The following is a 25,521-nucleotide window of genomic DNA, read 5'->3' as shown; positions in this document are numbered from 1 at the left end:
GGATTATTATGGAATCGGCAACAAATGCAACGCACCACGGCTTAAATCACGCAATTTCATTGCCGCTTCCTCAGTTCCCCTAACGGGGATAGAGAACCGCAATATGACATCTACACCATACTCACTATGCAAAACCTTTCCGCCAAGCTGGAAGATCAGGGATTCCACCTGAGGCAGCAGTGCATAGTCACATTGTAAGCCATACTCTTTTTGCAACACTTTCTCTTGCAGCGATATCAGCTTCAGCGCTTGCTGAACGCCACCGCCATAGGCCTTCACCAACCCACCGGTGCCCAACGGGATTCCACCATAGTAACGCACCACCACAGCCGTAATTTCACCGATGCCACTTCCCATCAGTTGCGACAGTATCGGCTTACCCGCCGTGCCGGAAGGCTCACCATCGTCAGAAAAACCCAGTTGTTGCGAATCATCAGGCGCGCCCGCAACAAACGCCCAGCAGTGGTGACCCGCCGAGGCGTGTTCTTCCCTGACGTGCTGGATAAAGGCTTTTGCCGCGTCGATTCCTGGCGTTGCCGCCAGGAACGTCGTAAAACGGCTTTTCTTGATTTCCTCGCTGAAACTCACTGGCGCAGCAGGGATTGGATACGCTTGCATCAGGCCAGATTCAGGTCGCGCGTCATGTTCTCCACACGCCCGTCATGAATGACAATATTATCCTCAATACGGATACCGCCAAACGGTTTCAGCGCATCGATTTTTTGCCAGTCAAAGTGCTGACTCCATTTACTCTCGCGCCACGGAGCGAGTAAAGATTCGATGAAATAGATGCCCGGTTCGATCGTCATGACCATACCGGGTTCAAGTACACGGGTACAACGCAGGTAAGGATATTGGGACGGCGCGGCCAAATGCGTTCCGCGATCGTCCTGCATAAATCCAGCGACATCATGCACCTGCAACCCCAGCGGATGGCCAAGACCGTGCGGCAGGAAAGGCGACGTGAGCCCCTGTTCCACCATCGCCTCTTCGCTGATGTCTCGCACCAGCTGATGTGATTTCAACAGTTTCGCAATCCGCTGATGCATCTGGATATGGTAATCGGTATAACGCACGCCAACCTGAACGGTATCAATCAATGCGAGCATTTCCTGATTGAGATCTTTAATCAGTTGGGCAAAAGGCACGTCGCTCTGTGCGGCATAAGTCCGCGTCAGATCGGCGGCATATCCGTTATATTCAGCCCCTGCATCAATCAGAAAACTGCGAACGTCCGAAGGAGCCTGATGATCGAGTTGGGTGTAATGCAGTACCGCTGCATGTTCATTAAGCGCAATAATATTGTCGTAAGGGACATCGATATCACGGTGTCCCGTAGCTGTTAGATAGGCCAAGTTGATATCGAATTCGCTCATGCCGGACAGAAACGCGTCACGCGCCGCCCGATGGCCGATAATCGCCGTCTTCTGTGCTTCACGCATGCAAGCTAGTTCATAATCGGTTTTATAAGCGCGATGGTAGTGCAGATAATCCAGCACGCCCTGGGGATTGATATTATCTGCACGAATCCCTAACCCCTGTGCACGCTGCGGTGCGTAGCCGATGTAGGCAACCCGCTCACGCTGCGATGGGAGTAGTTGCTCGATATCATCGGCATTCCGCAGCACGATAATATCAATTTCTTTAGTCCAGAAACTCTCAGGAACCGGTGCGACGTTATGCCAGTAATCCACGGGTGAGTAGAACCACAACTTCGGGGGATTAACGCCATCAATCCATAGCCAGCAATTCGGCACCTGCGTGACGGGCACCCAGGCTTTAAACTGCGGGTTGACCTTGAAAGGATAGTCGTGATCGTCCAGAAAAACGGTCAACAGCTCACCAGAATGAATCAGTAATGCGTCAAGCTGATGGCGCGCTAAAACCGTCTGGGCACGCGCTTGCAGCGTCGCCAGATGGTGATGATATAAAGAAGCCAGCTTTTCCATGAGAATCCTTGTACGTCACGACACAATCTCTCCATTTTAACACAGGCATCCCCCAAGGATAGTGCCCGGTGCCTTGTGATCGATTCTACGAAAAATTCACATCAAACCCACAACTCTCATCTCGTCATACTGGATAACACATCGGCAACGGAATAAACATGATCTATCAATGAGCCCCCCAATCTTAATTGGCTTGGAGCGGTATTGCTGAAAAGTCGTGACGCAGAGTTTGGCGTAGCAGCGATGCGCATCGGCTTTGGGGAGGGTACTGCAACCGTATTTTAACGAACCTGAACGTAAATACATGCGGCATGCCTGCCAGTAGGCGCAAAAATCCCATCGTAATGGGATTTTTTGTTATAGATATCGGGTTATCCGCGACCGCTTTAAATAAACGAAAATGCATCACTGAACATATGAGCAGCAAGCGCACCGCGCTCGTTACAAAAACGTTCGCGCGCAATTTTCGCCATCTCAAAACGTCCAGCGATATAAATATCCTGTTCCGCCAGAGAACCGTAATCCTGTAATACCGCGCTCAGAACAGTGCCGGTTCTCCCCCCCCAGCCCTCTTCCGGCTGTTCGACTACCGGCACCACACGCAGAGTAGGGTATTTAGCTGAAAAACGCTCAAGCTCCGTTAAATCATACAGATGCTGGAGCTCACGCCCGCCCCAGTAAATCGAGATATTGCGGTCGGGTTGCTGCGCCAGCGCTGTCAGCAGGATAGAACGCACGTAGGAAAATCCGGTACCCCCTGCAATTAATAGCAGTGGCCGCTTACTCTCTTCCCGCAGCCAGGCTTCACCATGCGGAATATCGACCGTGAGGTTTTTTTCCTTATGGATACGCTCCATCACCGCCATGGCGTAAAGATTTAGTTCGGACGCACCAATGTGCAATTCAATGAAATTTTTATCCATTGGGGTCGATGCCAGTGAGAAAGGTCGTTTATCTCGCTCTCCCATCACCACCATCAAATACTGACCAGCCCGAAAAGAAAACGGCGCTTCAGGTAACAAACGAACGCGATAGACCGTGTCGGTTATGGCTTCGACAGAAGTCACTTTACAGCTCAATGTTGTCATGCGTTCCCTCTATATAGGGTCATAAAAGCGAAACTGAGAACAGGTCAACAGTCGTTAACGTCAAGGCTCTCTGTCACTAAAAATGGCCAGTTCATCCCATATTTCATCAACACGGGCACAAATCCGCGGATCTTTCTTGATAGGATGCCCCCACTCGCGCTGCGTCTCACCTGGCCATTTATTGGTGGCGTCCAGACCCATTTTAGAACCCAGCCCAGAAACCGGCGAGGCGAAATCAAGATAATCTATCGGCGTATTTTCCACGAGAACCGTATCGCGAGCCGGATCCATGCGCGTGGTAATCGCCCATATTACATCTTTCCAGTCGCGTGCATTGACATCATCATCGCAGACAATAACAAACTTCGTATACATGAACTGACGTAAAAAGGACCAAACCCCCATCATGACGCGCTTGGCGTGGCCTGCATACTGTTTCTTCATGGTAACGACCGCCAGACGATAAGAACAACCCTCTGGCGGCAAATAAAAATCGACAATCTCAGGGAACTGTTTTTGCAGGATGGGTACAAAAACTTCGTTCAGCGCCACACCCAGGACGGCAGGTTCATCTGGTGGCCGCCCTGTGTAGGTAGAATGATAAATGGCATCTTGCCGCTGCGTAATATGCGTAACGGTAAAAACAGGGAAAGTATCGACTTCATTATAATAACCAGTATGGTCGCCATAAGGCCCTTCAACCGCCACTTCTCCAGGCTCGATATAACCTTCCAGAACTATTTCTGCACTGGCGGGCACTTCCAGCTCATTCGATAGACACTTCACCACTTCAGTCTTATGCCCACGCAGCAAACCCGCAAAGGCATATTCCGACAATGTGTCCGGTACGGGCGTCACCGCACCAAGGATCGTAGCTGGATCGGCACCCAGTGCAACCGCCACCGGAAAACGCTGTCCCGGATGTTCGTGACACCATTCTTGAAAATCCAGGGCGCCGCCGCGATGAGATAACCAGCGCATGATCAGTTTATTTTTACCCAAGACTTGCTGCCGGTAGATCCCCAGATTTTGCCGCTCTTTATGCGGCCCGCGCGTCACAGTCAGCCCCCAGGTAATGAGCGGCGCAGCATCCTCCGGCCAGCACTGCATCACCGGGATTCGGCGCAGGTCGACATCCTCACCTTGCCAAATCTGCTCCTGACATAGCGCCGAAGACAACCTTTTCGTCGGCATATTCAATACCTGACGAAATTTGGGCATTTTATCTACCAAATCACGAAACCCTTTCGGCGGTTCAGGCTCCTTCAAAAACGCCAACAGTTTACCTACCTCACGCAATGCACTGACCTCTTCTTGCCCCATACCCAATGCAACTCGTTTTGGCGTACCAAATAAATTGCATAGCACTGGCATGTCATAGCCTTTAGGGTTTTCAAACAGAAGCGCAGGCCCTCCCGCACGTAGCGTTCGGTCAGCAATCTCAGTCATTTCAAGGTAAGGATCGATAGGCTGAGTAATGCGTTTCAATTCCCCCCTCTCTTCCAGTAGCGAGAGGAACTCGCGTAAGTCACGGTATTTCATGCTATCCATCGTTGGCTGTCTCTCATTTTGGCTATTATAAAGGCTCTTCACTAGCCTGTCGCTTCCCACTCATCGCGTTGAGGCAAGAACCTAATCACTATCAAGCCATCGAGAGCCAGAATGTGGTAACAAAAATATCTGCCGAAAATGTTTTATCCGCGCTCACTTTTGCTATGCTTGCCCATCGGAATCATAAGTCTGCAAAATTATGGAAGCTTGGTACTTACTGTATTGTAAACGTGGTCAACTGTTACGCGCGAAAGAGCATCTGGAACGTCAGGATGTCACTTGCGTGAGCCCGATGATCACGCTGGATAAAATCGTGCGTGGTAAACGAACGAAAGTGTGTGAGCCACTTTTCCCAAACTACCTGTTTGTAGAATTTGACCCCGAACGCATCCACACCACCACGATCAGCGCGACGCGCGGAGTGAGTAATTTTGTGCGATTTGGCGCGCTGCCGGCGATCATCCCGCAGCAGGTTATCGATGAGCTATCGCTCCGCCCCATGCAGGTAATCGTTGACCCACTAACACCACAGCCTGGCGATAGCGTGGTCATTACCGATGGTATTTTCTCGGGGCTCCAGGCCATCTATACCGAACCTGACGGTGAAACCCGCTCGATGCTATTGCTAAATATGTTGAACAAACAGGTCAGGCAGAGCCTTGATAATCGCGAGTTTCGCAAAGCCTAACCTGCCTCTTACTCAGCGCGCTGATGCCAATAGACTTAGCGTTGCATATGCTGGTCGTGAAGCCACTGTGCGACACGTTTAGCAAAATAGGTCAGCACCCCATCGGCACCCGCGCGTTTAAAGCATAGCAGAGACTCCATCACCGCCGGTTGCTCCTGTAGCCAACCGTTCTGAATCGCCGCCATGTGCATCGCATACTCGCCAGAAACTTGATAAGCAAATGTCGGCACACCGAACGTATCCTTGACGCGACGAACCACATCAAGGTAAGGCATTCCCGGTTTCACCATCACCATATCCGCGCCTTCCTGCAAATCCTGCGCGATTTCCTGCAAAGCTTCATCGCTGTTAGCTGGATCCATCTGGTAGGTTTTCTTATCTCCACCTTTCAGGTTGCTGGCCGAACCGACAGCATCACGGAAAGGCCCGTAATAGCACGATGCATACTTGGCGGAATAAGCCATAATCTGTGTATTGAAAAGATTCTGCGCTTCAAAGGTGTCACGAATAGCACCGATGCGGCCGTCCATCATGTCGCTAGGGGCAATAATTTCTGCGCCAGCTTGCGCGTGAGACAACGCCTGACGCACCAAAATCTCCTTAGTTATGTCATTAATAACATAACCATCTTCATCAATTATTCCGTCCTGCCCATGTGTGGTATAGGGATCGAGCGCGACATCCGTTAGCAAACCTAACTCTGGAACCGCGTCTTTAAGCGCACGAACAGTACGGGGAACCAGGCCATCCGGATTATAGGCTTCTTCGGCATAAAGCGATTTCTTATCCGCTTCAATCACCGGAAACAGCGACAGCACCGGAATACCGAGTTTAGCAATCGCTTCTGCTTCTTTCTGGAGCAGATCGATAGTCATCCGATAGACTCCCGGCATCGAAGGCACTTCCTGGCGATGATTTGTCCCTTCCATGACAAACACGGGATAGATCAGATCGTTCACCGTCAATTGATTTTCGGCGACAAGACGACGGCTGAAATCATGGCGGCGGATACGACGCATACGTCGGCCGGGAAAAGTACCGGGAAAAGCAGTGCTCATGTCATTATTCTCCTGAATCAGGCCAGTCGGAAAACCCGACGGGCATTTTCATCGGTTATCTGTCCCAGCCAGGCAGCATCTTCGCCACGCCATGCCGCAATCTGACGAATAATATGGGGCAGATAACAAGGTTCGTTACGGCGAGAGGCCGGTTTAGGATAGAGATCTCTAGGTAGTAAATAGGGTGCGTCGGTTTCCACCAACAGCCGATCGGCAGGAATATGCGGCAGCAAAGCACGTAGCGCCAGCCCGCGACGCTCATCGCAAACCCAGCCAGTAATGCCCACCATTAGTCCCTCAGCTAAGCATTCATCTAATTCATAACGATTGCCGGTAAAGCAGTGAACCACGGCGGCAGGTAGTTGGTTCAGCCATGGTTTCAATAGGGAAATAAAGCGGGAATGTGCATCACGGCAGTGAAGGAAAACTGGCATAGATCGTTCAGCCGCAATCGCTAATTGCGCACTAAATGCCCGCTCCTGTTCTTGTGGCGTCGAAAAGTTACGGTTGAAATCCAGCCCGCATTCGCCGATGGCAACCACGCAGTCGGCGCTTGCCATGTGATGAATTTGTTCGGCGACTGTATCATTCCATTCGCTGGCATCATGTGGATGAACCCCCGTCGTTGACCAACAATAATTGGGATAAGTTTGTGCCAATAATATGGCCTGCTGGCTTTCCTGAGTGTTGGTTCCAGTAATCAAAATCCCACTGACGCCTGCTTGCTTAGCCCGAATGACAACCTGCTCTCTGTCTTTTTCAAACTGAGAACTGGTTAGGTTAACGCCAATATCAAACATGACTCTTACCTGCTCGTGGCCGTTCGCCAATTTCACTCTAGCGAATAAAAAAATAAGACCTCTCAAAGAGAGGCCGTTTTACTGTCCTACCGCAGGAAATGCGAGTTACTGCGATGGTTCTTCCGTTCCAGCGCGTCGGCCTTTGCCGACATAAAACTGTGCGCAAAATACCCCAATTTCGAATAGCAGATACATTGGAACTGCCAGTAGCGTTTGAGAGAAAACGTCCGGCGGCGTTAGCAGCATCCCGACAACGAAAGCGCCAACCAAAATATAAGGCCGTTTTTTCTTCAGATCTTCTGGTGTAACCACGCCACTCCAGCAGAGCAACACAATGGCGACAGGCACTTCAAACGATACGCCAAACGCCATAAATAACGCCATAACAAAATCGAGGTAGTTATTAATATCGGTCGCAATCAATACGCCAACGGGTGCCGTTTTGGCGAAGAAACCAAACGCCAGTGGGAACACGACAAAATACGCAAACGCCATGCCCGCGTAAAATAACAGGCTACTGGATATGAGCAACGGCATCATTAAGCGACGTTCATGTTTGTAAAGCGCCGGAGCGACAAACGCCCATACCTGATACAACACAAGTGGCGCAGCAACAAAGACTGAGACAATCATCGTCAGCTTGATTGGCGTAAAGAAAGGCGAGGCGACATCAGTCGCGATCATGCTCGCGCCCGCTGGCAACTGTTTGATCAGCGGCGCAGAAACCAGTTGATAGATATCATTGGCGAAATACACCAACGCAACGAAAACAACTAGCACACAGATAATGCTGTTCAATAGCCGCTTGCGTAGCTCAATCAAATGGCTAATTAGCGGTTGAGTATCTTCATCGGCCATAAATTAACGACTATCACTCGGTTGGCGGGCAGGAACAGTGGAAAGCTCGGACTGCTCAGGTTTGACAATATTATTACCAGCAGCTTCAGTACCAGTGACGCTATCGCTTTCATGGTGATGTTCAGCAGCAACAGCATTTTCAGGCTTAGGCTGACCCTCTGCCGGACGTACCGCGGTTTCTGCTTCAATCACCTCGTCATAAGCGGCTTCGGGATCGTTTAGCGGAGCGTTGCTAGGCGGCTCCACCGTCGCGTTTGGATCGTCTGACTTTTGGTGACTCTCTGATTTTTGCGGCGCCGATGTTTCGGTATAGCCACGTTTCATTGCTTCTGCCGCTTCTTTGAGTTCATCCATTGAGGCTTTCAACTCAGGCGACAGATTCTGCAAACTGGCTTTTTCAACTTTCTTCAGGCTTTCCTGAAACTCCTGGAGTTTCAGCTCTTGCGACAGCTCATTCTGAACGGTGGACGCCAACGCACGCAGCGTTCTAATCCAGCTAGCAACCGTCTTGACCGCTACAGGCAAACGTTCTGGCCCAAGAACAATCAGGCCAAGAACCATCACCAACAGCAATTCACCAAAACCGATATCGAACACAGATTACACCTGCTCTTTATGCGTGTTCTTTGCGTCGCTCGGCTTGACATCAGCGCTGTCATCCGTGATAGATTTTGTCGCGAAATCAGCATCCGGCTGCGTTTTGTCTGTGCCAGCAGGCGGCTGATCGTCACCCATCGCTTTCTTAAAACCTTTGATAGAGGCCCCCAGATCGGAACCCAGCGTTCTGAGTTTGTTGGTGCCAAACAGTAATACAACAATCACTGCGATAATCAACAGGTTCCAGATACTAATACCGCCCATAACATATACCTCTTTCGAAAAGGGGAACGACAGAATTCTCGTTAGTATATCGGGAAATTCTGACGTGCATCATGATCTGTTTCAACGAGTCCGACGCCAGCCAATAATCCAGGCGACGATTCCTGCTGCCATCAGTCCTGCGGGAACCATATCGGCTTCAACGTGACTAATCAATAACAACGTACCACTGATGAGTAGCGTAGCGCCAATACCCAAAAGGTATCGTGATTGCCCCTGCCGCGCCTGCTGCACCTTTAATTCACAGGCCAGTTGGTCGACACTTTGCTTTAACATCTTGTGCTGACGTAACCCGTCATAAAACAGTTCCGGAATTTCCGGCAGTTTTTCCGCCCAGAACGGCGCTTTTTCTTTCAGCGCACGAAAGACCGCAGGCAGACCCACTTGCTGCTTTAACCAATTCTCCAGAAATGGCTTAGCCGTTTTCCACAAATCAAGTTGCGGATACAGTTGCCGACCGACGCCTTCAATATACAGTAACGTCTTTTGCAACAACACGAGTTGAGGCTGAACTTCCATATTGAAGCGACGCGCCGTATTAAACAAATTCAATAATACATGACCGAAAGAAATTTCCGCCAACGGCTTTTCGAAAATAGGCTCGCAGACCGTGCGAATCGCAAACTCGAAATCGGCAACATTGGTATCCGCTGGCACCCAGCCCGAATCTACGTGCAGCTCGGCAACTTTACGATAATCACGATTGAAGAAAGCAATAAAATTCTCAGCCAGATAGCGTTTATCTTCTTTATTTAACGATCCAACGATACCGCAATCAATCCCAATGTATTGCGGATCCTCGGGATGCTCATAGCTGATAAAGATATTGCCAGGATGCATATCCGCATGAAAGAAGCTATCGCGAAATACCTGGGTAAAGAATACCTGAACCCCGCGTTCCGCCAGTAACTTCATATCCGTGCCATTGGCTTTCAGCGTATCAATATCGGACACCGGAATGCCATAAATACGCTCCATAACCAGCATGCTTTCGCTACAATAATCCGAATAGATTTCCGGCACGTATAGCATTGGACTATTCTCGAAATTCCGCCGCAGTTGGATGGCATTAGCCGCTTCTCGCAATAAATTCAGCTCATCAAGCAGCGTTTTTTCGTATTCCAGTACCACTTCACGTGGCCGCAGGCGGCGACCATCCGGCAATAGACGCGGCAGCCAGCCAGCCAGACGTTTCATCAGGCGCATATCGGCTTTAATAACAGGCAGAATATCCGGGCGAATCACCTTAATAACGATTTCCTTTCCCGTGCTTTTCAAACGGGCGGTATGCACTTGTGCGATAGAGGCCGAGGCCAGCGGCTTAATGTCAAAATCGTCAAACCATGTTTCGAGAGGGACTCCCCCCATTGACCGTTCGATTTGCTCACGCGCCAGCTTGCCATCAAACGGTTCAACTTTGTCTTGTAACATTGCCAACTGGTCGGCAATAGCCGGCGGGAATAGATCGCGCCGCGTCGACATCATTTGCCCAAACTTGATCCACACAGGCCCCAGTTCCTGAAGCGCTAAACGCAGACGTTCCCCCAACGGCATATTACTGTGGCGGTTAGGCATCCAGAACAACAGGCGGCGACCCACTCGCAGCGGAAGCGTCAAGCGCATTTTAGGAATGAGTTCATCCAGACCATAGCTCAATAACACACGGACAATGTCTAAGAGGCGACGTAATTCACTGGGCGTCATCGTAACGCCTCCAGCTTCGCCAGCCGTTCGGACAACATATCGGCCGATTTATCCAGCGCAACAATTTCCTCATGGAACCAGACATTTTCCAATTTTCCCGGTGCCAGTCGCCACTCTTCCGTTAATGCTTCAGACAAAAAATGCTCCTGCTGATGTAGCGACCTTGTCAGGAAACGCCACGTTTTCTGCGCCGTCTGGCTTAGCCCCTCAGCGACAATATCCCCCAGATACGGCGATAACCATTCAGCCGGATCGCACTCCGCAAGATCGCATAATGCAATAAATTGTTGAACGACTTGAATATCGCCTTCAATCACTAACTCACCGTTACGCATTAGCGATGAAAGCTGTTGACGATCGCGGAGTTTCATCAGAACCGGAACGCGTGTTTTCAGGCGGCAGTCCGCCAAATCGCCCCACTGGCTGACAACATCCAGCCGCTGCTCGCTAAATACCAGGACTAAAGGTGCATCCAGCTCAGCCAGCGCGATCTGGAGTGTCTTCCCCTGTAACCGCTGGCGGGCAGATTTCATGCTTCGATCGCAAGAAACGGTATCGTGAAAAAGCAACCGATTCAGCGCCGTTTCCAGCGCGGCAGTTAGAAAGGAGGTTAGCAGCATCGGCGTTTCCAATCAGAATTTAAATCCACGATGCAGCGCAACAATGCCGCCGGTGAGATTAAAATAGTTAACGCTGTCAAAACCGGCGTCGCTCATCATCCCTTTCAGCGTTTCCTGATCGGGGTGCATGCGAATGGATTCTGCCAGATAGCGATAGCTCCCAGCATCACTAGCCACCGCTTTACCAATTCTTGGCAAGACGTGAAAAGAATAGGCATCGTACACGGTACTCAGCTGTTTAATTATCGGCTTGGAAAACTCCAACACCAGCAACCGACCACCAGGTTTAAGTACGCGGTACATGGAGCGCAGGGCTTGGCTCTTGTCTGTCACATTGCGTAGACCAAAAGAGATAGTGATACAGTCGAAGAAGTCGTCAGGGAACGGCAGCGCTTCAGCATTAGCTTGCACGTAGCTAACGTTGTCGATAATACCTTTATTGCGCAGTTTCTCGCGGCCCACCTTCAACATGGATGCATTGATGTCCGCCAGAATAACTTCACCATCTTCACCAACCATGCGGGAAAACTTAGCGGTCAAATCTCCGGTACCACCAGCCAGATCCAGCACGCGCTGGTTGCGTCTAACGCCGCTGCATTCGATGGTGAAACGCTTCCAGATACGGTGAATACCAAAGGACATCAGGTCATTCATCAGGTCATACTTTGCTGCTACAGAATGAAAAACTTCAGCCACCATGACTTCTTTTTCATCCTTGGCGACAGTCCGAAAACCAAAGTCGGCCGTATTGTCCTGCTCACTTGCCATCTTATCCGCCTACTATTTCAGTCAAATTTCGGGTCTACCCATTAATGATGAGAGTGTACCAGACCTGGGTAAAAAGCCCACTGCTCTAATTTCGCCTGACAGAGCGCCAATCTTGCGACATCTTTACTCATGTCAAACCACTATACTTTACTCTGCCGCTACGTGGGTTGCCCAACTTCATCCTTGGTTTTTACGACCGATGACGTGACCTCGGCCGCGGGGGAATCAGGCCATGCTGACGGCTCGCCATGCTGATTAGCCGTTGCCATTTCCGCCAGTGATGGGCTAATCGGGCGTTTAATTTCTACGCCCAGCGCGCGGAACCCCTCGGCCTGGCCGATAAGGTTACCACGCCCGGAAGACAGTTTATTCATTGCCTGACGATAAGTCCCCTGCGCTTTGTCCAGACTCTGACCCAACGCGGCCATATCGTCGACAAACAAACGCAATTTATCGTACAGCCTAGACGCTTTTTCTGCGATGTGCTGCGCATTGCGGCTCTGTTGTTCATAGCGCCATAAGTTATTGATGGTACGTAGCGCCACCAGCAGCGTCGTTGGGCTCACCAGCATAATATTGTGCTTTAGCGCCTCGTTGATCAACTCGGGCTGGCGATCGATGGCGACAAGAAAGGCGGGTTCAACCGGAATAAACATCAGCACATAGTCTAACGAACGCAACCCCGGAAGTTGCTGGTAATCTTTGCTGCTCAATTGCCGAATATGACTACGTACCGAGAGCAGATGCTCGTTCAGCGCCGCGTGACGCTCGGTGTCGTCGTCGCTATTGAAATAACGCTCGTAAGCGACCAGTGACATCTTGGCATCGATCACCACATCTTTGCCCTGCGGTAAACGCACAATAACATCCGGTTGCAAACGGTTATTGGCCCCCGTTTGTACACTGACCTGAGTCTGATATTCGTAGCCCTCACGTAGACCGGAGGCTTCCAATACGCGGCTTAACACCACTTCGCCCCAGTTACCCTGCGTTTTATTATCGCCTTTTAGTGCTTTCGTCAGGTTGATGGCCTCGCGCGCCATCTGTGCGTTCAACTGTTGTAAATTACGGATCTCATGCACTAGCGTGTGGCGCTCACGCGCTTCTGCGCCGAAACTGTCCTGAACCTGACGGCGGAATCCATCCAGTTGTTCGCGCAACGGCACCAGTAGCTTATCCAGACTCTGTTTATTTTGTTCATCCACTTTGCGGCCACTCTGTTCAAAAATGCGGTTTGCCAGATTCTCAAACTGCGTGGTCAGCCGCTGTTCACTGTTTACCAGCAATCGCTGTTTCTCTTCCGCCGCCATGCGCGTCTCTTCCAGCCGAATGGTGACTTCACGCAGTTCCGCTTCCTGCGCGCTATTGATTTCACGTAGCGTCCGCAGTTCTTGATTTAACTGCACGCACTCTGCGCGGAGATCACTCAACTGTTGCAGCTTTTCATGACTGGCCGAGAGTCGAGCATGAACCTCGCGCAATTCCAACTCGTTTTGCCGTAATCGCTGTTCGTCCTGCTGCTTTGCCTGCTGCTGTTCACTGAGCGACTGTTGCGCTTGTTGTAATGTCTGTGCCAGCAAGCGTTGCTCGGTATCATGTTGAGCCAGTTTTTGCTGATGAATCAGGCTGGCAATCAACCAGCCAATCAGTAGGCCTACCGCCCCACCGCCCAGACCATAAAATACGCTGATATCCATGTTGCCTCCGCCACTTGTCACGCTGTCGGTCAAGGTAAAATGATACTGTATGGATGTCCAGAAACAATTCCGAAGAAGAGTTGGTTAAGCGGTAAAATGCGAGCCGCATTCCATATGCGTATGGGCAGACGATAATTTGCAGAAGAATCAGAGGGGTAACACTGAAATTCCCCCAACGTGGAACACCAACGTTGGGGGAACGGAAGGTATGACTTAACGAAGCGAGCGATTTAAGCTAAGCGCTGCTTCGCATCACCGATCGCTTTAGCGACCTGCTGCGGTGACACGCCACCCTGTGCAGCTCGCTTATCCAGACAGGATTGCAACGCCAGAACCGGGTAGACATCCTCGCCAATCACGGCGCTGAATTTTTGCAGATCGGCCAGCGGCAGTGCTTCCAGTGCTTTACCCTGACGGATGGCCTCAACCACCGCCTCACCCACGATATGATGTGCTTCACGGAACGGAACGCCTTTTGCGACCAGATAATCCGCCAACTCTGTCGAGTTCGCATAACCTTGCTCAGCAGCCTCTTTGCAGCGCGGACGTTTCACCTGAATACCTTCCAGCACCAGCCCCGCCATCATCAGGCAATCGTGCCAGGTATCCAGCGCGTCAAACAGCCCTTCTTTGTCTTCCTGCATGTCTTTGTTATACGCCAGCGGCAGGCCTTTCAACGTCATCATCATGCCGGTCAATGCCCCCTGAACACGACCGCATTTACCGCGAATCAGCTCCAGCGCATCTGGGTTTTTCTTCTGCGGCATTAGGGAAGATCCAGATGTCACTCGGTCAGACAGCTCAACGAATGCCGCTTCGCCGCTGTTGAAGAAGATCAGATCTTCGGCAAAACGCGACAGATGGATCATGCCGATCGACGCATCGGACAGCAGTTCCAACACATGATCGCGATCAGAAACCGTATCCAGGCTGTTACGCGTGGCCGAAGCGAATCCCAGCCAACCCGCCAGTTGCTCACGATCGATCGGATAGGCCGTTCCCGCCAGCGCCCCGCAACCCAATGGACTGACATCCAGACGCTTTAGCGTATCTTCCAAACGGCTCTCATCACGCGTCAGCATTTCATGATAAGCCAGACACCAATGCGCAAACGTCACCGGCTGTGCGCGTTGCAAGTGGGTGTAGCCAGGCATCACCGCGTCCTGATTCGCTTCCGCCGTCGTCACCAACGCCTGGCGCAACTGGCGTATCGACAGTAGCAGTTCAGCGATCTGTGCTTTGCACCACAGTTTTAGGTCCGTTGCGACCTGATCGTTACGGCTACGACCGGTATGCAACTTTTTACCTAAATCACCCACTTTCTCGATCAGGCGCTGTTCAACCCAGCTATGAATATCTTCCGCATCGCTTTGCAGGATCATCTCAGGATCGGCTTGCACTTCAACCAACAGCGCATTCAGCGCCTGTTCTAGTTGTTGCTGCTCCTGTTCGCTAAGCACATTGACCGTCACCAGCGCTTTCGACCAGCCGATCGAACCAACGATGTCCTGTTCCGCCAGACGGTAATCAAACCGCAGTGAATCATTAAATTGTTTAAAACGCTGATCTGCTGCCTGACTAAACCGACCGCCCCACAAAGCCATAACCCGTACTCCTAAAAATATCATTCATGTTGGTATCGCATCATGCCATACTCAGAAACCACTTACGCCAGAATACGCGTACCAATCGCTACGCCATTGAACAACGCAGGTAGCTGCTCGGCATGACGCCAGCTGGCGATATCAACCGAGCGCCCCAGCGCACGCGCGGCATCCAGCGCGGCGTTGACCTTAACAATCATGCCATCGGTGATAATGCCCTGAGCAATTAGCTGCTCGGCTTTTTCCGCCGTCATTTCGGCAATCCGCTGGCCCTTGCCATCCAGAATGCCGCTCACATCGGACAGCAGGATTAAATCCGCGCCCAATGTCTGCGCCAGCGCCGTCGCCGCCTGATCGGCGTTAACATTCATCAGATCGCCCTGCGCCGTAATCCCGATGGAACTGACGATTGGCAGGTAGCCTGCTGACAGCAACGTGTTTAGCAGCGCAGGCGATCCCGCTTCCGCTTTGCCCACAAAGCCCAGCGCTTCATCTAGCTGGGTGACCTTAGTGCTACCGCCGTCGCCCAGACATAAGCCAACCGCATTGATGTCATGCTTCTTCGCCCATGACAACAGCGTCTTGTTCGCAGACCCCGCCAGCGCACCGGTAATGATGTCGATCTGATCGGCAGGCGTGACGCGCAGGCCGTTTTTCTTCACTACCGGCAGCGCGAGTTTTTTCATCAGGTCATCCACCAGACAACCGCCACCGTGCACAATGGCCAGCGGACGCTGATGCGCTTGACGATAAGCCACTAGCGCAGTGAACAGACGCTCCAGCGCTTCTTCGCTGTCCAGTAAAACGCCACCTAACTTGATAATTAACGGATTCATGATGCGTTGTGCCTCGAAATGTCGCGACCAGTAGTCATTAAATTAACGCTTGGGTTTCCGGGAAACCAAAACGAATGTTCATACATTGCACAGCCTGAGCCGCTGCGCCTTTCAGCAGATTATCTTCGGTTGCCACCACGATGAGATGCTCCCCATCAACGGCGAAACCGATGTCGCAGAATGGCAGGCCGACAACGGATTTCAGCGCCGGTACGCCCTTATCATAGAGGCGAACCAGCGGCTTATCGTGGTAAGCGTTGTGATAGGCTTCGGCGATATCCTGCTGGGTGACGCCCGGTTGCAGGCGGCAGGTAATGGTTTCCAGAATACCGCGTGGGAAGTTGCCCAAATGCGGCGTGAAGATTACTGGCGTGCCGAGGTGCGTCGAAATCTCAGGTTCATGGCGGTGGTTGAAAATGCCGTAAGGTTGCAGGCTGACCTCACAGAAGCTGTTGGTCATCGACGCTTTGCGCCCCGCCCCGCTCACGCCGCTGACGGCGTTAATCACCGGCCACTGCGCCGGATTCAGCAGTTGTGCATCCAGCAGCGGCTTCAGCGCCAGCTGCGCCGCCGTCGGATAACAACCAGGGACAGCAATTAACTGCGCCGATTTCACGCTGTCTGCGCGCCATTCAGCTAGCCCGTAGACCGCTTTTGCCAGCCAATCCGTGTGTTGATGTTCGAAGCCGTAATAGCGACGATAAAAATCGGCACTCTGAACACGAAACGCACCGGATAAATCAAAAACAGTGCAGCCCGCCGCCAGAAAAACCGGAGCCAGATCGTGGCTAACTTTATGGTCCGTCGCCAAAAAAACGACATCCACGCCTTTCGCTGCATCTTCGGCGTCGGTAAGCGGTTTTACCGGCATATCGATGATGCCTTTGAGCTGCGGATGTAAATCAGAAATCAGTTTTCCTGCATCGACACTTTGCGCAGAGACCATCAAAGCGGTTATGTTCATCTGTGGGTGACGGTTCAGGTAGAGTGCGAGCTCCGCGCCAGTATAACCACTTGCACCAACAATCAGCGTATTCAGCATGGGATCCGTAAACCTTCTTACTTATCTTTATGGAACAGGTAACCAGGCTCACCAGCGTCGGTACGCTGTTCGCCCACGAAATTCAGTGAAAGTGACGAATCGCTATCGCCCTACCTTTAGGTTTCCTTTCGCTGAGCAATATTGTATTTTTATTCAAAATAAATGCATGAATATTGATACTATCCTAACCAGAGGCTGTCAACAGTGAAGATGAATTTACCCCCTTTTATTGAGCTATATCGGGCACTGATCGCCATCCCGTCCATCAGCGCCACCGACAGCGCACTCGATCAAAGTAATCATACCTTAATCAACCTGCTGGCAGGCTGGTTTGGCGATCTCGGTTTCCACATGGAAGTCCAACCTGTCCCCGGCACGACCAATAAATTTAATATGCTGGCGCGGATAGGCTCAGGTCAGGGCGGGCTACTGTTGGCAGGGCACACCGACACCGTGCCGTTCGACGACGGCCGCTGGACGCGCGACCCCTTCACGCTGACCGAACACGACAATAAGCTGTACGGTCTGGGCACCGCGGATATGAAAGGGTTCTTTGCCTTTATTCTGGATGCCTTGCGCGATATCGACCCAACCACGCTGACCAAGCCGCTCTATGTGTTGGCGACGGCAGATGAAGAGACAACCATGGCCGGCGCCAAGTATTTCGCCGAATCCACGCAGATTCGCCCGGACTGCGCCATCATTGGCGAGCCGACCTCGCTGCAACCGGTGCGCGCCCACAAGGGCCATATGTCTAGCGCCATTCGCATTCAGGGGCAATCCGGTCATTCCAGCGATCCCTCACGCGGCGTAAACGCGATTGAGTTGATGCATGAGGCCATTTCCCATCTGCTGGAACTGCGTAACACCTTACAGGAACGCTATCACAACCCGATTTTCCATATTCCCCATCCCACCATGAATCTCGGCCACATTCACGGCGGCGATGCGGCTAACCGTATCTGCGGCTGTTGTGAACTGCATATGGATATCCGTCCGTTACCCGGCATCACGCTTAACGACCTAAATGGATTATTGTCAGACGCGCTTGCCCCGGTGAGTCAACGCTGGCCGGGTCGCTTGACGATTAGCGAACTGCACCCCCCCATTCCCGGCTACGAATGCCCACCGGATCACCGCTTGGTTTCGGTTGTGGAGAAGTTGTTGGGGACGAAAACGGAAATTGTCAACTACTGCACCGAAGCGCCGTTTATTCAGACGCTGTGCCCGACGCTAGTCCTAGGCCCAGGCTCGATCGAACAGGCGCACCAGCCGGATGAATACATTGATACCAAATTTATCAAACCAACACGGGCACTGATTTCGCAGGTAATTCACCATTTCTGTCACCCATGATGCTGCAAACGGCCCTGTCAGCGAGGCTGACAGGGCCTGTTGCCGAACCATCGAGACGCATTTGCGAAATCTCTACGTCCGCGATATTCCTTCGCTAATTAGTAACCCTAATATCTGCGCCTTTGTAATTAAATTTCACCCATTGCCAAGCCCTTATCAATGCAAGTACAAAGAATAAGGAGAAGAAGGAATCGTCAATTGACGTACTCGTCTTATCGTGGCTAGATGGGGGCATTGCGTCAAATTATGTCAAGTGAAATAAACTTACAAAAATGGTAGGGATGGTCAGGGTAACTATGAACGAACAATATTCAGCAATGCGCAGTAACGTTAGCATGCTAGGGAAGCTCCTCGGCGATACCATCAAGGAAGCGTTGGGTGAAAACATCCTTGATAAAGTCGAAACAATCCGCAAATTGTCAAAGTCTTCCCGCGCAGGGAGTGAGAAACATCGTCAGGAGTTGCTGACCACGCTGCAAAATCTGTCTAACGACGAACTGTTGCCCGTTGCCCGCGCATTTAGCCAGTTTCTGAACCTGACCAATACCGCCGAGCAGTATCATACCATTTCACCCCATGGCGAAGCCGCGAGTAATCCGGCCCAGCTTTCCACCGCCTTTCAGCGCCTGAAAGAGAGCAAAAATCTGACCGAACGAGATATCCGCGACGCCGTGGAATCGCTGTCGATTGAACTGGTATTAACGGCGCACCCGACTGAAATTACTCGTCGGACGCTGATCCACAAACTGGTAGAAGTGAATACCTGCCTCAAACAACTCGACCACAACGATCTCGCTGACTACGAACGTAATCAGATTATGCGCCGCCTGCGCCAGCTGATTGCTCAGTCATGGCATACCGATGAGATCCGTAAGATTCGTCCAACGCCGGTAGATGAGGCCAAGTGGGGCTTTGCCGTGGTGGAAAATAGCCTGTGGGAAGGTGTCCCTGCATTTTTACGCGAACTGGATGAACAGTTGGAACAGGCCTTCGGTTACCGCCTGCCTGTGGATGCCGTCCCTGTACGATTTACCTCCTGGATGGGCGGCGACCGCGACGGCAACCCAAATGTCACGGCAGACGTCACTCACCGCGTGTTGTTACTTAGCCGTTGGAAAGCGGCCGATCTCTTCCTACGCGATATTCAGGTACTGGTTTCCGAACTGTCAATGTCAGAATGTACGCCGGAACTACTGGCAATGGCCGGTGGCAATGAGGTGCAGGAACCCTATCGTGCGTTGATGAAATCACTGCGCTCACAATTAAGCAGCACACTGAGTTATCTGGAAGCGCGTCTGAAAGGGGAAGAACGTTTACCTCCGAAGGATCTCTTGGTTACCAACGAGCAGTTGTGGGAACCGCTGTATGCCTGTTACCAATCTCTGAAGGCGTGCGGTATGGGCATTATTGCCGATGGCAGCCTGCTGGATACGCTGCGTCGTGTAGGCTGCTTCGGTGTGCCTTTGGTGCGAATTGATATTCGTCAGGAGAGTACACGTCATACCGATGCGCTGGCCGAAATTACCCGCTATCTGGGTCTCGGCGACTACGAAAGCTGGTCGGAATCTGATAAGCAGGCATTCCTGATTCGTGAACTCAGCTCCAAACGTCCGCTTCTCCCCCGCAACTGGGAACCCAGCGCAGAAACCAAGGAAGTGCTGGATACCTGTCAGGTTATTGCCAACGCGCCACAAGGTTCGATTGCCGCTTACGTTATTTCAATGGCCCGCACGCCTTCTGACGTGCTGGCCGTTCACCTGTTGCTTAAAGAGGCTGGCTGCCCCTATGCGCTACCCGTCGCGCCGCTATTTGAGACGCTGGACGACCTGAACAATGCCGATGATGTCATGACGCAGTTGCTGGGCATCGACTGGTATCGTGGTTTTATTCAGGGCAAGCAGATGGTTATGATCGGTTATTCCGATTCGGCGAAAGACGCGGGTGTAATGGCCGCATCCTGGGCGCAATATCGTGCGCAGGATGCGTTAATTAAAACCTGTGAAAAAGCCGGGATCGCCCTCACGCTGTTCCACGGACGCGGTGGTTCCATCGGACGCGGTGGTGCGCCAGCCCATGCGGCCTTACTCTCGCAGCCGCCGGGCAGCCTGAAAGGTGGCTTACGCGTCACTGAACAGGGCGAGATGATCCGCTTTAAATATGGCCTGCCGGAAGTCACCATCAGCAGCCTGGCGCTCTATACCGGCGCCATTCTGGAGGCAAACTTATTGCCGCCGCCGGAGCCAAAACAGGAATGGCATGAGGTGATGGATGAGCTGTCGCGCGTATCGTGCGATATGTACCGTAGTTATGTGCGCGAGAACCCAGATTTTGTACCTTACTTCCGCGCCGCAACGCCAGAGCTGGAACTGGGTAAATTACCCCTTGGTTCGCGCCCGGCCAAGCGACGTCCGAACGGCGGCGTAGAAAGCCTGCGCGCCATCCCATGGATTTTCGCCTGGACGCAAAACCGCCTGATGCTACCCGCGTGGCTTGGCGCTGGTGCAGCCTTGCAAAAAGTTGTTGATGATGGCAAACAAAAACATCTGGAAGACATGTGTCGTGATTGGCCGTTCTTTTCGACCCGTATCGGTATGCTGGAGATGGTATTCGCCAAAGCCGACCTGTGGCTCGCGGAGTACTACGATCAGCGATTGGTGGAAGAGAAGCTATGGCCTCTCGGAAGACAATTACGCGAACAGTTAGCCGCGGATATCAATATCGTGCTGGCTATTTCCAACGACGATCATCTGATGGCGGATCTGCCGTGGATCGCCGAATCGATTGCTCTGCGTAACGTTTATACGGACCCGCTGAATGTGCTGCAAGCCGAGCTGTTGCACCGTTCTCGTCAGCAGGAGCACCCCGATGCCAATCTGGAACTGGCGTTGATGGTGACGATAGCCGGTGTCGCGGCGGGTATGCGTAACACGGGCTAATTGGTCTACGCATTGACATCCTCCCCGCCCAGAAGGACGGGGTTTTACGGCACACCTGATAAACACATCGCCTTAGTACAACGAAGAGGCCGGTCAGTCGACCGGCCTAAAACGGAAATCCTACACCAGATACTTATCTTGCAGATACTGGCGGGCTGAGTAATCCAGGCCGTATTCCAACTCAAGCCAGTTATCGATCGTTGCATATCGTTCATAGATGGCCTGCAACGCGGTGACGATAAAGGCTTCCTGCACCGATAATACATACGAGAACTGTCTCAACGCCTTTTCATTCAGCGTTTCCGATAGACGGGCCAGTAGCCGCTGACGGAACGGCATCAGCGTTGTCTCGGTAAGCAGGTAGTCTTCCATCACCGTCTGTTCATCCGCGCCCAGCGCAAACATCACCAGCGCCGAACCGATTCCTGTGCGATCTTTACCTACGGCACAGTGCTGCACCACCCCACCCTCATCTTGCTGCAATAACAGCGATACCAGCTTTTTATAGGCCGCATTATTGAAAGGAAGACGCCGGTAGAGCTCCTGCATAAACGCCTGGGAATCAAACGATTCCAGCACATCAGAGCCCAGTGAATCCAGGTTGGCTGTCACCTCATGACGTAATGGATTCGCCGGATAGGCATGATAATGAGCCCCCTCCCACAACACATCGGGCTTTTGTGCAATTTCATCGGCATCCCGATAATCCACTACATGAGAGACAGGCACGCCAGCAAGGTGCTCACAATCCGCCTGACTCAATAGATCCAATGAACCGGAGCGAAAAAGTTTACCATGCCGAATAATCCGCCCATCAGCAGCGCGATTTCCGCCCAAATCACGGAAGTTGATTCCGCCATCCAGCGGCAATAACGCGGGGTGAAGCAATGAGGATCCTGTCATAACGCTCCTTAAGCGATCAGTTTGCACTTTCGGCTGCCAGCAAACGGCGAGTCGCACCCAATAATACGTCGATTACCGTAGTTTCCGCCTGCGCCATGGTCGCCATATCCGGGATTTCCTGCTGGGTGCGATTCACGATCACGCCAGCGATCATGCCCGCCTTTAAACCCTGGCTGGCACACATCGTCAGCAACGTGGCTGACTCCATTTCATAGTTTAATACGCCCATACTCTGCCATTCTTCCAATGAACCGCGGAAGCGACGCACAACGCGTCCAGAGTAGGTATCATAGCGCTCCTGACCTGGATAAAACGTATCAGAAGACGCCGTGATGCCAACGTGCAATGCCACCGCTGACGCTTTTGCCGCTTCAACCAACGCGGTAGTACAGTCGAAATCAGCGACAGCCGGGAATTCCATCGGCGCAAAATGCAGGCTTGCGCCGTCAAGCCGGACGGCGGCCGTCGTCACTAACACATCACCAACATTAATACCGGGCTGAATCGCCCCTGTCGTGCCCACGCGCAGGAAAGTACGGATGCCAAGCTGCGCCAATTCTTCTACCGCAATTGACGTTGACGGTCCGCCAATACCGGTTGAACAAACTATCACCGCCTTTCCATCCAATTTGGCACGCCAGGAGGTAAACTCACGGTGTGATGCCAAGGGAACGGGATTATCCATCAGACGGGCAATTTTTTCGACACGCGCAGGATCGCCGGGCACTATCGCCAACGTCGCGCCATGTAAATCATCCCTGACCAAACCAAGATGGAACACATCAGTTGTAGACATACCTGCCTCCGGGATAATTATTAAAGGATTCAGAGAAATAGCGTCGGATGTCTCACAAACTTGACCTATCGCCGTCTGTAAGTTTCCCGCTTAAAAAAAGCGCTAACGCATCATGACACTTATAATTGAGGTAAACCGTCTGTAAACAAGGATTGGGTATTAACATACCTAAAATAGGCGGTATAAATCATTCTTTATCAGGTAAACGGCCCCTTGTTGTCCATTATGCGCTTATTCGCAAACGAAAACGCCACCGAGCAACGGTGGCGTTTATTTTCACCATTTTATCTTGGATGGCGCTAGAACGATGCCCAGTCGCCGCTGTTGCCCTGCTCTTTTGCCTGTGCCGGCGCTAAAGACAGCGTTGGGGTCGGCGTTGTCGCATAAGACGCGCGGTTGTTATTACTGTGAGACGACAGTTTAAAGGCACTGACCGCTTCGGCCAGTGCCGAAGCCTGTGCCTGCAGAGAAAGCGCCGCCGAGGCCGATTCTTCGACCAGAGCCGCATTTTGCTGGGTTGTCGTATCAATCTGTCCTATTGCCAGATTGATTTGATTCACGCCTTCGCTCTGTTCACGACTGGCTTGTGAAATCTCGCTGATAATATCGTTAACGTCTTTCACATGCGTCGTTAAACCGCCCATCGTTTCTTCGGCGGTGTCGACAAGATCCATGCCTTCACGAATTTTGCTTACGGAATCATCGATCAAATCCTTAATCTCCCGTGCCGCGGTCGCACTACGCTGCGCCAGAGAACGCACTTCGCCTGCGACTACCGCAAAACCGCGCCCCTGTTCCCCCGCTCGCGCTGCCTCAACCGCTGCATTCAAGGCCAGGATATTGGTTTGGAAAGCAATTCCGTCAATCACGCTGATAATCTCTGCCATCCGCTGCGAAGAATCGCGGATTCCGCGCATTTTTTGCGTGACAGAAACCATTACCTCGCCACTTTGCTGTGCTGCGCCAGAGGCTTTATTTGCAATCGACGTCGCCTGTTGGGTATTTTCCGCCGTATTTTTAATCGTCGATGTTAACTGTTCCATTGACGCCGCCGTTTCTTCCAGTGAGCTAGCCTGCTCTTCCGTGCGCGCGGACAGATCCTGGTTACCCGCGGCAATTTGCGAGGCGGCCGTCGAGATGGTTTCGGCACCATCGCGAACCTGCCCGACAAGCGCGCTCAGGCTGGAATTCATGTGCTCCAGCGATTGCAACAGCAACCCGGTTTCATCTTTGCTGGTTACCGTGATGCGGGAAGTCAGGTCGCCTTGCGCCACGCGGTCTGCCACCTGCAACGCCTGCTGTATTGGCCGAGTTACGCTGCGCGTAATTAACCAGGAAACCAAGACGCCAAATATGATGCTCAGCGCTAGAATCGACAGCAAAATAATACGAGCTTCATTATGCACCACCGCCATGGCTTCGACAGAGGCATCCATCGCATCATCCTGATAGTCCACGAGCTGCCTTACCGCATCGCGATACTGGCGCTGGATGACATCCAGGTGATTGTTGAACTCCTCCATTGCCGCTTCCCGATTGCCCGCGATCACTTCACTAATAATTTTATCGCCTGATTTGAGAAACTCGACACGAATCGCACGAAGAGTACGGATTTGCGCGACGGAGCGCGGTTCAACCGTCTGGCTTTCCAGATGCTCCAGCAGGCGGCCCACCTCCTGACGGAACGCATTTACTCGCTTAATATTAGTCTGGATCTGTTCCTCATTTGAAACTAGCATCAGCCGTTGGTAAGCCACTAACGTACTCGTGACATTGTCGATAAGATTGTTGGCATCCACCGTCTGAGGATATACCTCTTTTACAATGCTGCTGGCGCTGTCTTGAAAGCTGGATAGCTTAGACAAAGAAAAAATACTGACAATAAATAACATCAAAATCAGAATGGCAAACCCGGCGCCCAGTCGATAGCCGATACGCCAATTCGCTAAACTCATGTCTCACTCCTTTCAGGTAATGCATAGCAATATCAACTGCGTATACCGCAGATTGATGGAACCACAGGATGGAGGATGATTGGCGATCCTTATCACGTGCCAAGAATACCGAGAGGCAAGCATGTTACGCACACATGGCCTGAGGGGCACAATGAAAGCGTCCTCTCAAGGATGGGGTGCAAAAAGTGGAAATAACTAACAATGCTGCAAATACAACAAATAAAACCGCAGAGACGTATTTGAGGTGATAATAATAGCCTTCCCTCTTCGAACTCATGCGGCCATGGCCGCTCCTGTGTTACCCATTTTTATCGGCGACTTATTTGCTAACTTTACCAATTGATCGTTTAAATCATTCAAAAATATATATTAAATAGACAATAACTATCAAAATTCAACTTTCGATCGGAAAAATCTCCGATTACTCCTGTCA

Annotated in this window: 22 protein-coding genes; 3 read left to right on the top strand and 19 right to left on the bottom strand. The window is 51.8% G+C overall.

The window, feature by feature from the left end:
* Positions 1-6: 6 nt before the first annotated feature.
* The 4 genes from RFN81_RS02305 to ubiD all read right to left on the bottom strand — a co-directional run bounded on the left by RFN81_RS02305 (position 7) and on the right by ubiD (position 4,588).
* The gene (locus RFN81_RS02305; RefSeq protein WP_264497610.1) at positions 7-618 is read right to left on the bottom strand and encodes an IMPACT family protein; all 612 of its coding nucleotides are present in this window, start codon (positions 616-618) and stop codon (positions 7-9) included.
* Entirely contained in the window at positions 618-1,949 is a 1,332-nt protein-coding gene (gene pepQ, locus RFN81_RS02300) for a Xaa-Pro dipeptidase (protein ID WP_264497609.1), read from the bottom strand. The genes RFN81_RS02305 and pepQ overlap by 1 nt, the downstream gene beginning before the upstream one ends.
* 386 nt (positions 1,950-2,335) lie before the next feature.
* Complete coding sequence (fre, locus tag RFN81_RS02295; protein WP_264497608.1) at positions 2,336-3,037, bottom strand: NAD(P)H-flavin reductase; 702 nt, start codon at positions 3,035-3,037, stop codon at positions 2,336-2,338.
* Positions 3,038-3,097: 60 nt separating this feature from the next.
* Positions 3,098-4,588 (bottom strand): 4-hydroxy-3-polyprenylbenzoate decarboxylase, encoded by a 1,491-nt coding sequence (ubiD, locus tag RFN81_RS02290; protein ID WP_264497607.1) that lies wholly within the window; start codon positions 4,586-4,588, stop codon positions 3,098-3,100.
* Positions 4,589-4,787: 199 nt separating this feature from the next.
* Between ubiD and rfaH the strand changes: the two genes are divergently transcribed.
* Positions 4,788-5,276 carry a transcription/translation regulatory transformer protein RfaH gene (gene rfaH / locus RFN81_RS02285; protein ID WP_264497606.1) on the top strand — a complete coding sequence of 163 codons (489 nt, stop codon included), beginning with the start codon at positions 4,788-4,790 and terminating at the stop codon, positions 5,274-5,276.
* A 35-nt stretch (positions 5,277-5,311) separates the two neighbouring features.
* Here rfaH and hemB read toward each other — a convergent pair whose 3' ends face one another.
* The 12 genes from hemB to argC all read right to left on the bottom strand — a co-directional run bounded on the left by hemB (position 5,312) and on the right by argC (position 17,142).
* Entirely contained in the window at positions 5,312-6,334 is a 1,023-nt protein-coding gene (gene hemB / locus RFN81_RS02280; RefSeq protein WP_264497605.1) for a porphobilinogen synthase, read from the bottom strand.
* Between the two features lie 17 nt (positions 6,335-6,351).
* The gene (gene tatD, locus RFN81_RS02275) at positions 6,352-7,134 is read right to left on the bottom strand and encodes a 3'-5' ssDNA/RNA exonuclease TatD (protein ID WP_264497604.1); all 783 of its coding nucleotides are present in this window, start codon (positions 7,132-7,134) and stop codon (positions 6,352-6,354) included.
* A gap of 105 nt (positions 7,135-7,239) precedes the next feature.
* Positions 7,240-7,992 carry a Sec-independent protein translocase subunit TatC gene (gene tatC / locus RFN81_RS02270; RefSeq protein ID WP_264497603.1) on the bottom strand — a complete coding sequence of 251 codons (753 nt, stop codon included), beginning with the start codon at positions 7,990-7,992 and terminating at the stop codon, positions 7,240-7,242.
* 3 nt (positions 7,993-7,995) lie between these two features.
* Positions 7,996-8,589 (bottom strand): Sec-independent protein translocase protein TatB, encoded by a 594-nt coding sequence (gene tatB, locus RFN81_RS02265; protein WP_264497602.1) that lies wholly within the window; start codon positions 8,587-8,589, stop codon positions 7,996-7,998.
* 3 nt (positions 8,590-8,592) lie between these two features.
* Positions 8,593-8,853 (bottom strand): Sec-independent protein translocase subunit TatA, encoded by a 261-nt coding sequence (tatA, locus tag RFN81_RS02260; RefSeq protein WP_264497601.1) that lies wholly within the window; start codon positions 8,851-8,853, stop codon positions 8,593-8,595.
* Between the two features lie 81 nt (positions 8,854-8,934).
* Positions 8,935-10,575 carry a ubiquinone biosynthesis regulatory protein kinase UbiB gene (gene ubiB, locus RFN81_RS02255; protein WP_264497600.1) on the bottom strand — a complete coding sequence of 547 codons (1,641 nt, stop codon included), beginning with the start codon at positions 10,573-10,575 and terminating at the stop codon, positions 8,935-8,937.
* Positions 10,572-11,195 (bottom strand): ubiquinone biosynthesis protein UbiJ, encoded by a 624-nt coding sequence (ubiJ, locus tag RFN81_RS02250; RefSeq protein ID WP_264497599.1) that lies wholly within the window; start codon positions 11,193-11,195, stop codon positions 10,572-10,574. Before ubiJ ends, ubiB begins: the two co-directional genes overlap by 4 nt.
* A 12-nt stretch (positions 11,196-11,207) precedes the next feature.
* Positions 11,208-11,963, bottom strand: coding sequence for a bifunctional demethylmenaquinone methyltransferase/2-methoxy-6-polyprenyl-1,4-benzoquinol methylase UbiE (gene ubiE, locus RFN81_RS02245; RefSeq protein WP_264497598.1), 756 nt, complete (start codon positions 11,961-11,963; stop codon positions 11,208-11,210).
* Positions 11,964-12,121: 158 nt separating this feature from the next.
* Complete coding sequence (gene rmuC, locus RFN81_RS02240) at positions 12,122-13,660, bottom strand: DNA recombination protein RmuC (protein ID WP_264497597.1); 1,539 nt, start codon at positions 13,658-13,660, stop codon at positions 12,122-12,124.
* Positions 13,661-13,890: 230 nt separating this feature from the next.
* Positions 13,891-15,264, bottom strand: a complete 1,374-nt coding sequence (argH, locus tag RFN81_RS02235) for an argininosuccinate lyase (RefSeq protein ID WP_264497596.1) — start codon at positions 15,262-15,264, stop codon at positions 13,891-13,893.
* A 62-nt stretch (positions 15,265-15,326) separates the two neighbouring features.
* Positions 15,327-16,100 carry an acetylglutamate kinase gene (gene argB / locus RFN81_RS02230; protein ID WP_319800188.1) on the bottom strand — a complete coding sequence of 258 codons (774 nt, stop codon included), beginning with the start codon at positions 16,098-16,100 and terminating at the stop codon, positions 15,327-15,329.
* Positions 16,101-16,137: 37 nt separating this feature from the next.
* The gene (gene argC / locus RFN81_RS02225) at positions 16,138-17,142 is read right to left on the bottom strand and encodes an N-acetyl-gamma-glutamyl-phosphate reductase (protein WP_264497595.1); all 1,005 of its coding nucleotides are present in this window, start codon (positions 17,140-17,142) and stop codon (positions 16,138-16,140) included.
* Between the two features lie 204 nt (positions 17,143-17,346).
* On the opposite strand from argC, the gene argE reads away from it, so the two are divergent.
* Positions 17,347-18,498, top strand: coding sequence for an acetylornithine deacetylase (argE, locus tag RFN81_RS02220; protein ID WP_264497594.1), 1,152 nt, complete (start codon positions 17,347-17,349; stop codon positions 18,496-18,498).
* Positions 18,499-18,794: 296 nt separating this feature from the next.
* The gene (ppc, locus tag RFN81_RS02215; RefSeq protein WP_264497593.1) at positions 18,795-21,434 is read left to right on the top strand and encodes a phosphoenolpyruvate carboxylase; all 2,640 of its coding nucleotides are present in this window, start codon (positions 18,795-18,797) and stop codon (positions 21,432-21,434) included.
* A 120-nt stretch (positions 21,435-21,554) separates the two neighbouring features.
* Here ppc and RFN81_RS02210 read toward each other — a convergent pair whose 3' ends face one another.
* From RFN81_RS02210 to RFN81_RS02200, 3 genes are all read right to left on the bottom strand, one after another.
* Positions 21,555-22,337 (bottom strand): tyrosine-protein phosphatase, encoded by a 783-nt coding sequence (locus tag RFN81_RS02210; protein ID WP_264497592.1) that lies wholly within the window; start codon positions 22,335-22,337, stop codon positions 21,555-21,557.
* Between the two features lie 16 nt (positions 22,338-22,353).
* Positions 22,354-23,133 carry a uridine phosphorylase gene (gene udp, locus RFN81_RS02205; RefSeq protein ID WP_264497591.1) on the bottom strand — a complete coding sequence of 260 codons (780 nt, stop codon included), beginning with the start codon at positions 23,131-23,133 and terminating at the stop codon, positions 22,354-22,356.
* Positions 23,134-23,432: 299 nt separating this feature from the next.
* Positions 23,433-25,088 (bottom strand): methyl-accepting chemotaxis protein, encoded by a 1,656-nt coding sequence (locus RFN81_RS02200; protein WP_264497590.1) that lies wholly within the window; start codon positions 25,086-25,088, stop codon positions 23,433-23,435.
* Positions 25,089-25,521: the final 433 nt, after the last annotated feature.

Origin of the sequence: Pectobacterium cacticida, assembly GCF_036885195.1 — a bacterium.
In the GTDB taxonomy this organism is placed as follows: Bacteria; Pseudomonadota; Gammaproteobacteria; order Enterobacterales; family Enterobacteriaceae; genus Pectobacterium; species Pectobacterium cacticida.
The sequence above is the reverse complement of the archived record's forward strand: the minus strand, read 5'-3'. Positions and strand labels throughout refer to the sequence as shown.

What these genes read in the sequence shown, in the direction of transcription:
- tatD (WP_264497604.1), bottom strand. Translation starts at nt 7,134, where the DNA reads ATGTTTGATATTGGCGTTAACCTAACCAGTTCTCAGTTTGAAAAAGAC.
- udp (WP_264497591.1), bottom strand. Translation starts at nt 23,133, where the DNA reads ATGTCTACAACTGATGTGTTCCATCTTGGTTTGGTCAGGGATGATTTA.
- fre (WP_264497608.1), bottom strand. Translation starts at nt 3,037, where the DNA reads ATGACAACATTGAGCTGTAAAGTGACTTCTGTCGAAGCCATAACCGAC.
- argB (WP_319800188.1), bottom strand. Translation starts at nt 16,100, where the DNA reads ATGAATCCGTTAATTATCAAGTTAGGTGGCGTTTTACTGGACAGCGAA.
- RFN81_RS02305 (WP_264497610.1), bottom strand. Translation starts at nt 618, where the DNA reads ATGCAAGCGTATCCAATCCCTGCTGCGCCAGTGAGTTTCAGCGAGGAA.
- rmuC (WP_264497597.1), bottom strand. Translation starts at nt 13,660, where the DNA reads ATGGATATCAGCGTATTTTATGGTCTGGGCGGTGGGGCGGTAGGCCTA.
- argC (WP_264497595.1), bottom strand. Translation starts at nt 17,142, where the DNA reads ATGCTGAATACGCTGATTGTTGGTGCAAGTGGTTATACTGGCGCGGAG.
- pepQ (WP_264497609.1), bottom strand. Translation starts at nt 1,949, where the DNA reads ATGGAAAAGCTGGCTTCTTTATATCATCACCATCTGGCGACGCTGCAA.
- ubiJ (WP_264497599.1), bottom strand. Translation starts at nt 11,195, where the DNA reads ATGCTGCTAACCTCCTTTCTAACTGCCGCGCTGGAAACGGCGCTGAAT.
- RFN81_RS02210 (WP_264497592.1), bottom strand. Translation starts at nt 22,337, where the DNA reads ATGACAGGATCCTCATTGCTTCACCCCGCGTTATTGCCGCTGGATGGC.
- tatA (WP_264497601.1), bottom strand. Translation starts at nt 8,853, where the DNA reads ATGGGCGGTATTAGTATCTGGAACCTGTTGATTATCGCAGTGATTGTT.
- rfaH (WP_264497606.1), top strand. Translation starts at nt 4,788, where the DNA reads ATGGAAGCTTGGTACTTACTGTATTGTAAACGTGGTCAACTGTTACGC.
- hemB (WP_264497605.1), bottom strand. Translation starts at nt 6,334, where the DNA reads ATGAGCACTGCTTTTCCCGGTACTTTTCCCGGCCGACGTATGCGTCGT.
- ubiD (WP_264497607.1), bottom strand. Translation starts at nt 4,588, where the DNA reads ATGGATAGCATGAAATACCGTGACTTACGCGAGTTCCTCTCGCTACTG.
- ppc (WP_264497593.1), top strand. Translation starts at nt 18,795, where the DNA reads ATGAACGAACAATATTCAGCAATGCGCAGTAACGTTAGCATGCTAGGG.
- argH (WP_264497596.1), bottom strand. Translation starts at nt 15,264, where the DNA reads ATGGCTTTGTGGGGCGGTCGGTTTAGTCAGGCAGCAGATCAGCGTTTT.
- ubiB (WP_264497600.1), bottom strand. Translation starts at nt 10,575, where the DNA reads ATGACGCCCAGTGAATTACGTCGCCTCTTAGACATTGTCCGTGTGTTA.
- tatC (WP_264497603.1), bottom strand. Translation starts at nt 7,992, where the DNA reads ATGGCCGATGAAGATACTCAACCGCTAATTAGCCATTTGATTGAGCTA.
- RFN81_RS02200 (WP_264497590.1), bottom strand. Translation starts at nt 25,088, where the DNA reads ATGAGTTTAGCGAATTGGCGTATCGGCTATCGACTGGGCGCCGGGTTT.
- ubiE (WP_264497598.1), bottom strand. Translation starts at nt 11,963, where the DNA reads ATGGCAAGTGAGCAGGACAATACGGCCGACTTTGGTTTTCGGACTGTC.